The sequence below is a fragment of the Rhodococcus sp. BP-332 genome (assembly GCF_019836065.1).
Taxonomy (GTDB): Bacteria; Actinomycetota; Actinomycetes; order Mycobacteriales; family Mycobacteriaceae; genus Rhodococcoides.
On the sequence record NZ_JABUEC010000001.1, the window covers coordinates 656799 to 669521 of the forward strand.

Annotated in this window: 11 protein-coding genes; 2 read left to right on the top strand and 9 right to left on the bottom strand. The window is 69.1% G+C overall.

The features are described from left to right. Window positions 1-10: 10 nt before the first annotated feature. The 4 genes from serA to HQ314_RS03070 form a co-directional block, all read right to left on the bottom strand. A complete protein-coding gene (gene serA, locus HQ314_RS03055) occupies window positions 11-1606 on the bottom strand; it encodes a phosphoglycerate dehydrogenase (protein WP_056445463.1) in 1596 nt (531 codons plus the stop codon). Window positions 1607-1753: 147 nt separating this feature from the next. Next, complete coding sequence (ilvC, locus tag HQ314_RS03060; RefSeq protein WP_027507014.1) at window positions 1754-2755, bottom strand: ketol-acid reductoisomerase; 1002 nt, start codon at window positions 2753-2755, stop codon at window positions 1754-1756. A 79-nt stretch (window positions 2756-2834) separates the two neighbouring features. Next, window positions 2835-3338: an acetolactate synthase small subunit gene (gene ilvN, locus HQ314_RS03065; RefSeq protein WP_027507015.1), complete on the bottom strand. Its 504-nt coding sequence runs from the start codon at window positions 3336-3338 to the stop codon at window positions 2835-2837. Continuing rightward, a complete protein-coding gene (locus tag HQ314_RS03070) occupies window positions 3335-5263 on the bottom strand; it encodes an acetolactate synthase large subunit (RefSeq protein WP_051613648.1) in 1929 nt (642 codons plus the stop codon). The genes ilvN and HQ314_RS03070 overlap by 4 nt, the downstream gene beginning before the upstream one ends. Window positions 5264-5537: 274 nt before the next feature. Here HQ314_RS03070 and HQ314_RS03075 point away from each other — a divergent pair, with 274 nt between their 5' ends. Beyond that, window positions 5538-6029 carry a PH domain-containing protein gene (locus tag HQ314_RS03075; protein ID WP_162246770.1) on the top strand — a complete coding sequence of 164 codons (492 nt, stop codon included), beginning with the start codon at window positions 5538-5540 and terminating at the stop codon, window positions 6027-6029. Between the two features lie 69 nt (window positions 6030-6098). Here the strand turns inward: HQ314_RS03075 and HQ314_RS03080 are convergent, their stop codons facing one another. Then, complete coding sequence (locus HQ314_RS03080) at window positions 6099-6932, bottom strand: DoxX family protein (protein WP_197027855.1); 834 nt, start codon at window positions 6930-6932, stop codon at window positions 6099-6101. 58 nt (window positions 6933-6990) lie between these two features. Here HQ314_RS03080 and HQ314_RS03085 point away from each other — a divergent pair, with 58 nt between their 5' ends. Further along, window positions 6991-8133 carry a PQQ-dependent sugar dehydrogenase gene (locus HQ314_RS03085; RefSeq protein ID WP_222649241.1) on the top strand — a complete coding sequence of 381 codons (1143 nt, stop codon included), beginning with the start codon at window positions 6991-6993 and terminating at the stop codon, window positions 8131-8133. 24 nt (window positions 8134-8157) lie between these two features. Here HQ314_RS03085 and gatB read toward each other — a convergent pair whose 3' ends face one another. From gatB to gatC, 4 genes are all read right to left on the bottom strand, one after another. Then, window positions 8158-9675 (bottom strand): Asp-tRNA(Asn)/Glu-tRNA(Gln) amidotransferase subunit GatB, encoded by a 1518-nt coding sequence (gatB, locus tag HQ314_RS03090; RefSeq protein WP_222649242.1) that lies wholly within the window; start codon window positions 9673-9675, stop codon window positions 8158-8160. 44 nt (window positions 9676-9719) lie between these two features. After that, a complete protein-coding gene (locus HQ314_RS03095) occupies window positions 9720-10751 on the bottom strand; it encodes an ATP-dependent 6-phosphofructokinase (protein ID WP_027507019.1) in 1032 nt (343 codons plus the stop codon). A 97-nt stretch (window positions 10752-10848) separates the two neighbouring features. After that, window positions 10849-12345, bottom strand: a complete 1497-nt coding sequence (gene gatA, locus HQ314_RS03100; RefSeq protein WP_037187049.1) for an Asp-tRNA(Asn)/Glu-tRNA(Gln) amidotransferase subunit GatA — start codon at window positions 12343-12345, stop codon at window positions 10849-10851. Beyond that, entirely contained in the window at window positions 12345-12641 is a 297-nt protein-coding gene (gene gatC / locus HQ314_RS03105) for an Asp-tRNA(Asn)/Glu-tRNA(Gln) amidotransferase subunit GatC (RefSeq protein ID WP_027507021.1), read from the bottom strand. Before gatC ends, gatA begins: the two co-directional genes overlap by 1 nt. Between the last annotated feature and the right edge of the window lie 82 nt (window positions 12642-12723).

The following is a 12723-nucleotide window of genomic DNA, read 5'->3' on the forward strand; positions in this document are numbered from 1 at the left end:
GGCGTCGACATCAGGACAGGTCGACCAGCTCGATGGTCGTCGCGCCCACGGAGGCGGCGATGGCGTCCCGAACGTCCTGCGCCACATCACGATCGACGCGCAGCAGGATGGTGGCGCCACCGCCCTCCGCGTCCTGGCTGAGTGCCGCGGCGGCGATGTCGACACCGGCGTCGCCCAGGGCGGTGCCGATGCGTCCGAGCGAGCCGGGACGGTCGTCGTACGTCACGATGAGGTTCTTGCCCTCGGCGCGCAGATCGAAGTTGCGGCCGTTGATGTTGACGATCTTCTCCACGTGCTGGGGACCGGTGAGGGTGCCCGCGACGTTGACGACGGTCCCGTCGCCGTAGACCGCACGGACGTCGACGACGCTCCGGTGGTTGGGGCTCTCGCTGGCCTTGGTCACGTCGGCCGTGACACCACGCTCCTCGGCGAGCGACGGTGCGTTGACGAAGGTGACCGCGTCCTCGATGACGGCGGAGAACAGTCCCCGCAGCGCCGACAGCTTGAGGATGTCGACGTCCTCGGACGCCAGCTCACCGCGCACGTCGACGGACAGCGACGTCGGGAGCTCGTCCGACAGGGCACCCAGCAGGACGCCCTGCTTGCGCACGATGTCGAGCCACGGCGCGACCTCCTCGCCGACGGCACCGCCGGAGACGTTCACCGCGTCGGGCACGAACTCGCCGGCGAGGGCGAGCAGGACGGACTTGGCGACGTCGGTGCCGGCGCGGTCCTGGGCCTCGGTGGTCGAGGCACCGAGGTGCGGGGTGACGACGACCTGCGGGAGCTCGAACAGCGGGCTGTCGGTGCAGGGCTCGCTCGCGTAGACGTCGATACCCGCGGCGAAGACGTGGCCGCTGGTGATCGCGTCGGCGAGAGCCTGCTCGTCGACCAGTCCACCGCGGGCAGCGTTGACGACGATGACGCCCTTCTTGGTCCGGGCGAGCGCCTCCTTGCCGATCAGACCCTTCGTCTCGGGGGTCTTCGGCAGGTGCACGGAGAACATGTCGGCGCGCTCGAGAAGCTCGTCGAGGCTGACCAGCTCGATACCGAGCTGCGCGGCACGAGCCGGCGAGACGTAGGGGTCGTACGCGATGATGTGCGTCTCGAACGCGGCGAGACGCTGCGCGAAGAGCTGACCGATACGGCCGAGCCCGACCACGCCGACGGTCTTGCCGAAGATCTCGACGCCGTTGAACTTGCTGCGCTTCCACTCGTGCTGACGCAGTGTGGCGTCGGCGGCGGGGATCTGGCGAGCAGCCGAGAGCAGGAGCGTCACCGCGTGTTCGGCAGCGGTGTGGATGTTGGACGTGGGGGCGTTGACGACGAGCACGCCGCGCTCGGTGGCTGCGGGGACGTCGACGTTGTCCAGGCCGACGCCGGCGCGGGCGACGATCTTGAGCTTGGTACCGGCAGCGAGCACCTCGGCATCGACCGTGGTCGCGGAGCGGACCAGGATGGCGTCGGCATCGGGGACCGCGGCGAGGAGGGCCGGACGATCCGGACCGTCCACCCACCGGACCTCGACTCCGTCGCCGAGAGCCTCGACGGTGGACTGCGCAAGTTTGTCGGCGATGAGGACGACGGGGCGGCCTGGCTGGCTCACGTGGAGAACTCCCTGATCAGGTGACGGAGAAGAGGTGTGGTTCCGGATTCGTGCGGGCGTCAGCCTAGTGGCCGAGCCGCGACCCGACGCAGGGCACCCGAGGTCGAGGAACTCGACCGCGGGTGCCCCGTGTCAGGAATGCGAGAGTCAGGCCGTCTCGGTGATGGGACGGTCGACCCAGCTCATGAGGTCGCGCAGCTTCTTGCCGGTGACCTCGATGGGGTGCTCGGCGTTCTGCTTGCGCAGGCCCTCGAGCTCGGTGTTGCCGTTCTCGACGTTGGCCACGAGGCGCTTGGTGAACTCGCCCGACTGGATGTCGGCCAGGATCGCCTTCATGCGCTCCTTGGTGCCGGCGTCGATGACGCGCGGCCCGGAGAGGTAGCCGCCGAACTCCGCGGTGTCGGACACCGAGTAGTTCATGCGCGCGATGCCGCCCTCGTACATGAGGTCGACGATGAGCTTGAGCTCGTGCAGCACCTCGAAGTACGCCATCTCGGGCGCGTAGCCGGCCTCGACCATGACCTCGAAGCCGGTCTTCACCAGCTCCTCGGTACCGCCGCACAGCACGGCCTGCTCACCGAAGAGGTCGGTCTCGGTCTCTTCCTTGAACGTGGTCTTGATGACTCCGGCACGCGTGCCGCCGATGCCGCGGGCGTAGGACAGCGCGAGAGCCTGGCCCTCACCCTTCGGATCCTGGTCGACGGCGATGAGGGCGGGAACACCCTTGCCGTCGACGAACTGACGGCGCACGAGGTGGCCGGGTCCCTTGGGGGCGACCATGCCGACGGTGATGTTGGCCGGGGCCTCGATGAGCTTGAAGTGGATGTTCAGGCCGTGGCCGAAGAACAGCGCGTCGCCGTCCTTGAGGTTGGGCTCGATGTCGTCCTTGAAGATCTGCGCCTGGGCGGTGTCCGGAGCGAGCAGCATGATGACGTCGGCCCACTCGGAGACCTCCGCCGGCGTGCCCACGCCGAGGCCCTGCTCGGCAGCCTTGTCACGCGACTTGGAGCCTTCCTTCAGACCGATACGGACGTCGACGCCCGAGTCGCGCAGGCTGAGCGAGTGCGCATGGCCCTGGCTTCCGTATCCGATCACAGCGACCTTGCGGCCCTGGATGATCGAGAGATCGGCATCGTCGTCGTAGAACATCTCGACTGCCACTGTGGTTTCCTCCTGCATCTGTCCCGGTCGCATGTGACCGGGTAATCGAAACTACTGGGTTGGGTGACTAGCGGGACGCGGTGATGGACTTCGGTCCACGACCCACCGCGACGACGCCGGACTGGACGATCTCGCGAACACCGTACGGGTCGAGCATCCGGAGCAACGCCTCGAGCTTCGAGCGGGTACCGGTCGCCTCGACGGTGACTGCCTCCGGCGAGACGTCGATGACCTTGGCGCGGAACAGGTTCACCGTCTCGATGACCTCGCTCCGCACGCTCGCGTCGGCGCGGACCTTGATGAGCACGAGCTCACGGGCGACCGACGAATCGGCTTCCTGCTCGACGATCTTGATGACGTTGACGAGCTTGTTCAGCTGCTTCGTCACCTGCTCGAGCGGGAACTCGTCGACCGTGACGACGATGGTCATGCGCGAGATCTCGGGAACCTCGGTGCCGCCCACCGCGAGGGAGGCGATGTTGAATCCGCGGCGCGAGAACAGCGACGCCACGCGTGCGAGCACGCCCGGCTTGTCCTCGACGAGCACGCTCAGGGTGTGACTGGTGCTCACAGGTCGATGCCTTTCGAATTCGCGCCCTGGGCCGCCTCGGTGACGTCGCCGACCGAGCCGGGCTCCTGCGCCGCTTCCTCGTCGTTGTCGAACAGAGGACGGATGCCGCGGGCGGCCATGATCTCGGAGTTGCCGGTGCCCGCAGCGACCATCGGCCACACCTGGGCGTCCTTGCCGACGATGAAGTCGATGACGACCGGGCGATCGTTGATCGCACGCGCCTGCGCGATCACCGCGTCGACGTCCTCCTCACGCTCGCACCGCAGTCCGACGCATCCCAGCGCCTCGGCGAGCTTGAGGAAGTCGGGGATGCGGACGGCGCCGTGCGTGCCGAGCTCGGTGTTGGAGTAGCGCTCCTCGTAGAAGAGCGTCTGCCACTGCCGCACCATGCCGAGGTTGCCGTTGTTGATGACGGCGACCTTGATCGGGATGCCCTCGACCGCACAGGTCGCGAGCTCCTGGTTGGTCATCTGGAAGCAGCCGTCACCGTCGATGGCCCAGACCTCGGTGTCGGGCAGACCCATCTTGGCGCCCATCGCAGCCGGGACCGCGTAGCCCATCGTGCCGAGTCCACCCGAGTTGAGCCACGTCCGCGGCTTCTCGTAACTGATGAACTGAGCGGCCCACATCTGGTGCTGTCCGACCCCGGCGCAGTAGATCGCGTCGGGTCCGGCGAACTTGCCGATCGACTGGATCACGAACTCGGGCGACATCGCACCGTCCGACGGACGGTCGTAGCTCAGCGGGTAGGTGCGCCGCACGTTGTCGAGGTAGGTCCACCAGTCGGCGAGATCCAGCGCGGTGCCGGTGGCCTGGTCCGCGCGGATCGCCTCGATCAGCTCGACGATGACCTCGCGGCAGTCACCCACGATCGGCACGTCGGCGAACCGGTTCTTGCCGATCTCGGCGGGATCGATGTCGGCGTGGACCACCTTCGCCTCGGGGGCGAACGAGTCGAGCTGCCCGGTCACGCGGTCGTCGAAACGAGCGCCGAGCGTGATGAGCAGATCGCTCTTCTGCAGTGCGGCGACCGCGGCGACCGTTCCGTGCATGCCGGGCATGCCGAGGTTCAGGTCGTGGCTGTCCGGGAAGACGCCCCGCGCCATCAGCGTCGTCACGACGGGGATGCCGGTGAGCTCCGCCAGCTCGAGGAGCTCGGGCGACGAGTTCGACTTGATGATGCCGCCGCCGCAGTACAGCACCGGCTTCTTCGCTGCCGCGATGAGCCGCGCGGCCTCACGCACCTGCTTGCCGTGCGGCTTCGTCACCGGGCGGTAGCCCGGCAGCTTCATCTCCGGCGGCCACGAGAAGGTGGTCTGCGCCTGCAGGACGTCCTTCGGGATGTCGACGAGCACCGCGCCCGGTCGTCCGGAGGACGCCAGGTAGAAGGCCTCGGCGATCATGCGCGGGATGTCGAGCGGGTCGGTGATGAGGAAGTTGTGCTTGGTGACGGGCATCGTGATGCCCGAGATGTCGGCTTCCTGGAAGGCGTCGGTACCGATCAGCGCGCGGCCGACCTGTCCGGTGATGGCGACGACCGGGACGGAGTCCATCTGCGCATCGGCCAGCGGCGTCACCAGGTTGGTGGCGCCGGGACCGGACGTCGCGATGCACACGCCGACGCGGCCGGTGGCCTGCGCGTAGCCGGTGGCGGCGTGGCCGGCACCCTGCTCGTGTCGCACCAGCACGTGCCGGACCTTCGCCGAGTCGAGCAGCGGATCGTAGACGGGAAGTACGGCACCACCGGGAATGCCGAAGACGACGTCGACCTCGAGCTCCTCGAGTGCGCGGACGACGGACTTCGCTCCGGTCACGCGCTCGGGCGCGAGGGGACGACGCTGCGGCGTCGCGGACGGAGTGGGACGATCGGCGGCGGGCGGAGCCTTGCGTGGTGCCGGGCCGGGCCGGGCGGTGGGTGCGCTCACTGGTGCTTCCTTAGAACTTCATCCGGGCAAGAAAAAACCCTCGCCAGCAGATGCTGTACGAGGGTGGCGCGTCGTGGCTGAGCGTGAAGACGTTTCGGCTCAGGCGACGACGCGCCTGCCGATTACGAGGAACTCTTCACGCTTCACGCGTGTGACGTTAGGCGCGTGATGCGGTGCCAGTCAAACTTACCGAACTCGTTGTCCCATTATGTGGGATGGCGTTATGCAGTGCGAAGATGGAGGGGTGTCGTCTTCGCAGCAGTCCGAACCACCGGTGACAGTCTCCCATACCGAGAGCCCCACTTCCGACGCCTCCCCCGCGGCCCCCACGGTGTTCCGCATCCCGGCCCTGGCGCTGTCCGGCGTGGCGCTGTTCCTGTTCGGGGTCACGTTCCCCGTGGTCGGGGCGCCGGAGCTCTTCGGGTGGATGCTCGCGCTCCCGGTCCTGCTGGGGTACTGGATCATCCGCGTCCGGACCACCGTCACTCCGGAGCGGTTCGTCTCGCGCCGGGCGTTCCGTTCCACCACGGTGCCGTGGTCGTCCGTGACGGGACTGCTGTTCCCGAAGCTCGGGTGGGGCAAGGCGACCCTCGAGGACGGCTCGACCGTCCGGATGCCGGGCGTGACCGTCGACAAGCTCCCGCTTCTGTCCGCGGCGAGCGGCGGCGCGGTGCCGGATCCGTCGCCGGTCGAGGAGCCCGCTCAGGACGAGCCGGTCGAGGCCGAGTCCGCCGTCGAGCAGGACGAGGCCGAACCGCGGGCCTGAACGACCACAACTCGGCCGGATCGACGGAATCCCGTCGATCCGGCCGAGTTGTGGACGGTGACGCACGGATCAGGCGAAGGGGTCGGCGCCGTTCAGGAAGATCCACAGCGCTGCAGCACCGCCGATGCCGATGGCCAACGCGAGGAACGACCCGATGAAGGGGCGGCGCGCCCATCCACGTCCGCCGTCCACGGCGATCCGTCCGGGGCCCGTGAGGATGATGGACGCCGACGCCAGCACCAGCAGCGTCTCGTACTCGACACCTGCAGGGGCGAAGAACTGCAACCCCGGCTCGCCGACCTGACGCACGAGCCAGGCGTTGATCATGACGGCGAGGACTGCGGCACCCGCGAGAGGCGTGGCCAGGCCGAGGATCAGCAGCGCACCGCCGGCGACCTCGCCGACCGCACCGAGAATGGACAGCAGACGTGCCTGGTCGTAGCCGGACCCGGCGACGATCTCCTGGAAGCCCGAGAGCCCGGGACCGTCGAACCATCCCGTGAGCTTCTGCAGACCGTGCACAAGCACGATCGCGCCGACGCTCACGCGCAGGATCAGCAGTCCGAGATCGAGCGTGCCGCGACGCTCCGGGACCACCTCGGGCCGCACCTCGGCCGGGGTCGCCGTGCGGTCGGTTCCTGCCACCGGGATCGCGCGCGTCGCGCTGTCGTCGTAGGCCGGTTCGGTGCGACTCGCCGTCGTCGTGTCACCGGGGTAGCCGGTGAGCTTCTCGGTGGGATGCGCGGTACGCGACCGGTCGGCGTCGAGTTCGTCGTCGGTGCGCGGGAGCTGTGCTCCGCTGCCCCCGCCTATCCGCTCGGTCGGCTGGTCGTAGGGACTCGCCGCCGGCTCGTAACCGGACGGGGAACGGCCTGTGTCATCGGACTTCTCACTCACGTGCATCAGCGTAGATGCGGCGGGCCCGTTCCCGGCGCAGGCGCGACCCGTACCGTGGGATCTCATGACAGTGGGTGGGACTCGGCGCGCGGCCCGGCGATCGTTCGTGCTCGGCGCGGCGGTGATGGCGATCGTCACGGCCTCCGCGGGATGCGCACGCTTCGACGACTCCGCCTCGACGGAGTTCTCCCCCGAACCCACGTTCGGCGCTGCCGACATCGAACCGGTGGAGCCGGGAGCGCCGGGTTCCAGCACGCCGCCCGCGCCGTCGCCGGCCACCGGCCCCTGCGTGGATCCGGATCCCAACGTGGTCGCGACCTGTCTCGACACCCTGTCCGGCCTCGTCGTCCTCCCCGGCGGGGCATCGGCCCTGGTCGGCGAGCGTCGCACCGGCACCATCTTCCAGGTGGCTCCGGGCCAGGCGCCCCGACCCGTCGTGACCGTCCCGGTCGACGGCGACGGCGACGGCGGACTGCTCGACATCACGCTGTCCCCCACCTACGACGAGGACCGCCTCCTCTACGCGTACATCACGACGGCGACCGACAACCGCGTGGTGCGCATCGCGGCGGGAGACGTCCCGAAGACCGTGCTCGCCGGCATCCCCCGCGGGACCACCAGCTCGGGTGCCCTCGATTTCTCGTCACCCGACGAACTCCGGGTGATCACCGGCGACGGGGGCGATCCCGCCGCTGCGGCGAACCCGGCGTCGCTCGCAGGCAAGGTTCTGGCCGTCACCGACCCGCGTGTCGACTCCACCTCGGCTCCCCGCGTCGTCATGAGCGGCATCGGCCGCGCCGGCGACGTCTGCATCGACGCCGCGGGCAGCACCTGGGTGACCGATGCGACGGCCACCGAGGACCGGCTCTCCCGCATCACGCCCGAGGGTGCCGTCGTCAGTCCCATGTGGACGTGGCCGGACAAGCCGGGCGTCGGCGGATGCGCGGCCGCACCCGGCTCGGTGGCCGTGTCGATGTCCGGGGCCCGTGCGCTGGCACTGGTTCCCGTGGACCCGGACACCAACGCGGTGACGACGCCGCCGGCCCTCACCGCACAGGACCGGTACGGCCGCCTGCGTGGTGCGTCGCTCGGCGCTCAGGGCCAGGTGTGGGTGACCACCGTGAACAAGGACGGCGGCCAGCCGGTGCCGACGGACGACCGAGTGGTCATCGTGCCGGTGCCGGCCGGCGGCGGCGGGAGCGACTAGCGGGAAGGCCGGAGGCCGGTCGTTCTAGCTGCAGGCGGCGATGACGAGTTCCTTGACTCGCGCGGGGTCGGCCTGGCCCTTGGTCGCCTTCATGACGGCACCGACGATGGCCCCGGCGGCCTGCACCTTGCCGCCGCGGATCTTCTCCGCGACGGAGGGGTTGGCCGCGAGCGCCTCGGACACGGCCGTCTCGAGCGCCGAATCGTCTTGCACGACAGCGAGTCCGCGTGCCTCGACGACGGCGTCGGGGTCACCCTCACCATCGAGGACACCGTCGACCACCTTGCGGGCGTTGGCGTTGGTGAGTGTGCGGTCGGCGACCAGCGCGGCGACGCGGGCCACCTGGACCGGGGTGATCGCCAGGTCCGCGAGGTCGACGCCGCGGGTGTTGGCCTGCTGCGACAGGTACGCCACCCACCAGCTGCGGGCGGCGTCGGGTGTCGCACCGGCGTCGACGGTCGCGGTGATGAGGCCGAGCGCATCGGCGTTGACGACGTCGCGCATGACGAGATCGGACCAGCCCCACTCCTTCTGGATGCGCGCGCGGGTGATCCACGGCGCCTCGGGAATGGTGGCGCGCAGTTCCTCGACCCAGGCGGCGTCCGGGGCGACCGGCTCGAGATCGGGCTCCGGGAAGTAGCGGTAGTCCTCCGCGGTCTCTTTCTTGCGACCGGGCGCCGTGCTGCCGTCGGCCTCCTGGAAGTGCCGCGTCTCCTGCACGATCTCGCCGCCCTCCGCGAGAACTGCTGCCTGACGGCGCATCTCGTAGCGGACGGCGACCTCGACGCTCTTGAGGGAGTTGACGTTCTTGGTCTCGGTCCGGGTGCCGAACTCGGTGGCGCCCTTCTCCATCAGCGAGACGTTGGCATCGCACCGGAGCGAGCCCTGGTCCATCCGCACGTCGGACACGCCGAGCTCGCGGATCAGTTCCCGCAGCGCGGTGACGTAGGCGCGGGCCACCTCGGGCGCGCGGTCGCCGGCGCCCTCGATGGTCTTGGTGACGATCTCGACGAGAGGCACACCGGCCCGGTTGTAGTCCAGCAGTGAGTGACTCGCTCCGTCGATGCGACCGGTGGCGCCGCCGACGTGCAACGACTTGCCGGTGTCCTCCTCCATGTGGGCGCGCTCGATGTCGACCCGCCACGTGGACCCGTCGTCGAGCACCACGTCGAGATAGCCCTCGGTGGCGATCGGCTCGTCGTACTGCGAGATCTGGTAGTTCTTCGGCTGGTCCGGGTAGAAGTAGTTCTTCCGCGCGAACCGACCCCACGGCGTGATCGAGCAGTTCAGCGCGAGGCCGATCCGGATGGCGGACTCGACGGCAGCCGCGTTGACCACCGGGAGCGCACCCGGCAGGCCGAGGCACACAGGGCACACCTGGGTGTTGGGCTCGGCACCGAACTCGGTGGGGCATCCACAGAACATCTTGGTGGCGGTACCGAGCTCGACGTGCACCTCCATGCCCAGCACGGGGTCGTACCGGGAGATCACCTCGTCGTAGTCCATCAGGCTCGTCGAGTGCGATGAGGTGGCAGCAGTCATGGTGCCGAGTTTACTGCGGACCGGTGGGCCGAACCCCCTCGGTGTCAGCCGAAGAAGGCGGCCGCGTCCAGGTAGCGACTCTCGGGAACCCGCTTGAGCTGGCGGACGGCCTCCTCGAGGTCCACCAGGCCGATCTCGGCGCCCTGGAGCGAGACCATCTTGCCCTTCTCCCCCGCGTGCACGGCGTCGACGGCGTTGACGCCGAAACGGGTGGCGAGGACGCGGTCGTACGGAGTGGGCTTGCCGCCGCGCTGCACGTGGCCCAGCACCGTGGTGCGGACCTCCTTGTTGATGCGGCGTTCGATCTCGACGCCCAATTGCTGTGCGACACCGGTGAACCGGACGTGGCCGAACTCGTCGATTCCTCCGTCGCGGATCTCCATCGACCCCTCCTTGGGCGTCGCTCCCTCGGCGACGACGCAGATGAAGTGGGAGTCCCCGCGCTGGAACCGCTTCTTCACCAGATCGCACACCTCCTGGACGTCGAAGGGCTGCTCGGGGATCAGTGTCATGTGCGCGCCGGACGCGAGGCCGGAGTGCAGCGCGATCCAGCCGGCGTGCCGCCCCATCACCTCGACGAGCATGACGCGCTGGTGGGACTCGGCGGTGCTGTGCAGCCGATCGATCGCGTCGGTGGCGATGGTGAGTGCCGTGTCGAAACCGAACGTGACGTCGGTGCAGTCGATGTCGTTGTCGATGGTCTTGGGAACCCCGATGACGGGCACGCCCTCCTGCGACAGCCAGTGTCCGGCGGTCAACGTGCCCTCGCCGCCGATGGGGATGAGCACGTCGATGCCGTTGTCGTCCATCGTCTGCTTGATCTGGTCGAGCCCCGCCCGCAGCTTCTCGGGATTGACGCGTGCGGTCCCCAGGATGGTGCCGCCCTTGGTGAGCAGTCGATCGTTGCGATCGTCGTTGCGCAGTTGGATACGACGGTCCTCGAGCAGGCCGCGCCAGCCGTCGAGGAATCCGACCACCGACGACCCGTAGCGAGCGTCGGCCGTGCGTACGACGGCCCTGATGACCGCGTTGAGTCCCGGGCAGTCGCCGCCGCCGGTCAGTACTCCGATACGCATGGGTCGGTGCCTCTCGTTCGCGGGTGTCGACGCGGGGTCGCCGCGCACGATGCTCGTCACCATCTTGCTACCTCCGGCGCGCGGAGGCACGGTCGGATCAGATCGCGGACGGCTGGGGAAACTCTCCCCGTGCGGCTTCGTACGCCGCACCGACCCGGTAGAGGCGATCGTCCGCCATCGCCGGAGCCATGATCTGCAGCCCGACCGGGAGACCGTCCGCGAGACCGGACGGCACCGACATGGCCGGGTGACCGGCCAGGTTGGTCGGCAGGGTGCAGAGGTCGTACAGGTACATGGCGATGGGGTCGTCGACTTTCTCGCCCAGCGCGAACGCCGTCGACGGGGTGGTGGGCGACACCAGGACGTCCACCTTCTCGTAGGCACGATCGAAGTCCCGGGCGATGAGCGTCCGGATCTTCAGAGCCTGGCCGTAGTACGCGTCGTAGTAGCCTGCGGACAGCGCGTACGTCCCGATCATGATGCGGCGCTTGACCTCCGGGCCGAACCCGGCGGCACGCGACATCGCCATGACCTGATCGGCACTGTGCGTTCCGTCGTCACCGACCCGCAGTCCGTAGCGCATCGCGTCGAAGCGGGCGAGGTTTGACGACACCTCCGACGGGAGGATGAGGTAGTACGCGGCGAGGGCGTGATCGAAGTTGGGGCACGACACCTCCACCACCTCGGCGCCCAGCGAGGTGAGCACCTCGACGGCGGCGTCGAAGGAGGAGATGACCCCCGGCTGATAGGCGTCCGAGTGCAGTTCCTTGACGACGCCGACGCGCACGCCCGTCAGATCTCCACCCGCGCCGCGGCGCGCGGCCGCGACGACGTCCGGCACCGCCGCGTCGACCGACGTCGAGTCGCGGGGGTCGTGTCCGGCGATGACCTGGTGCAGCAACGCGGTGTCGAGCACCGTCCGCCCGCAGGGACCGCCCTGATCCAGGGAGGAGGCGCAGGCGATGAGCCCGTACCGGGAGACGCCGCCGTACGTCGGCTTGCACCCGACGGTTCCGGTGACGGCGGCCGGTTGCCGGATCGAGCCACCGGTGTCGGTACCGATGGCCAACGGTGCCTGGAACGACGCGAGCGCCGCGGCCGAACCGCCGCCCGATCCACCCGGCACCCGAGTGGTGTCCCACGGGTTCAGGGTGGGTCCGTACGCGCTGTTCTCGGTGGACGACCCCATCGCGAACTCGTCCATGTTGGTCTTGCCCAGCAACGGGATTCCCGCGGCACGCAGCCTCGCGGTGACCGTGGCGTCGTACGGCGAGACCCATCCCTCGAGGATCTTCGAGCCGGCGGTGGTGGGCATGTCCGTGGTGGTGAACACGTCCTTCAGCGCCAACGGGACGCCGGCCAACTCCGACGCGGGCGTCTCACCCGCGTCCAACGCGTCGTCGACGCGCTGGGCGGCGGCGATCGCCTCGTCCCCCGCGACGTGCAGGAAGGCGTGCAGCGTTCCGTCGACCTCGGCGATGCGATCGAGGTGGGCGCGAGTGACCTCCACGGCGGAGACCTCGCGGGTGCGGATCTTCGCGGCCAGGTCGGACGCGGTGGACCGGATCAGATCGGTCTGCTCGGCGGCGGTCATCACTCTTCTCCCAGGATGCGCGGCACCGCGAAGCGGCTCTGTTCGGACGCGGGCGCCTCGGCGAGGGCACTGTCCGGGCCGAGACCCGGGACGATGACGTCTGGCCGGGTGACGTTGGTCACAGCGAGCGGACTCGCTGTGGCGTCGACGTCCGAGACGTCGACCTCCGACACCGCCTTCACGTGGCCCAGAATGGCGTCGAGCTGACCGGCGAACGCATCGAGTTCGTGCTCCTCGAGCGCGAGCCGGGACAGTCGTGCGAGGTGGGCGACCTCGTCGCGGGATATGGCAGACACGTCCGTCAGGCCCCCTTCGATTCGTAACGCATGCCGAGCAGCCTAGTTCGTGGCGACCACCCCACCGTCACGGCCTCGCGTC

Coding starts and splice junctions, on each gene's coding strand:
- gatB (WP_222649242.1), bottom strand. CDS start 9,675: ATGACTGCTGCCACCTCATCGCACTCGACGAGCCTGATGGACTACGAC.
- ilvC (WP_027507014.1), bottom strand. CDS start 2,755: ATGTTCTACGACGACGATGCCGATCTCTCGATCATCCAGGGCCGCAAG.
- HQ314_RS03080 (WP_197027855.1), bottom strand. CDS start 6,932: ATGCACGTGAGTGAGAAGTCCGATGACACAGGCCGTTCCCCGTCCGGT.
- HQ314_RS03085 (WP_222649241.1), top strand. CDS start 6,991: ATGACAGTGGGTGGGACTCGGCGCGCGGCCCGGCGATCGTTCGTGCTC.
- HQ314_RS03095 (WP_027507019.1), bottom strand. CDS start 10,751: ATGCGTATCGGAGTACTGACCGGCGGCGGCGACTGCCCGGGACTCAAC.
- gatA (WP_037187049.1), bottom strand. CDS start 12,345: ATGACCGCCGCCGAGCAGACCGATCTGATCCGGTCCACCGCGTCCGAC.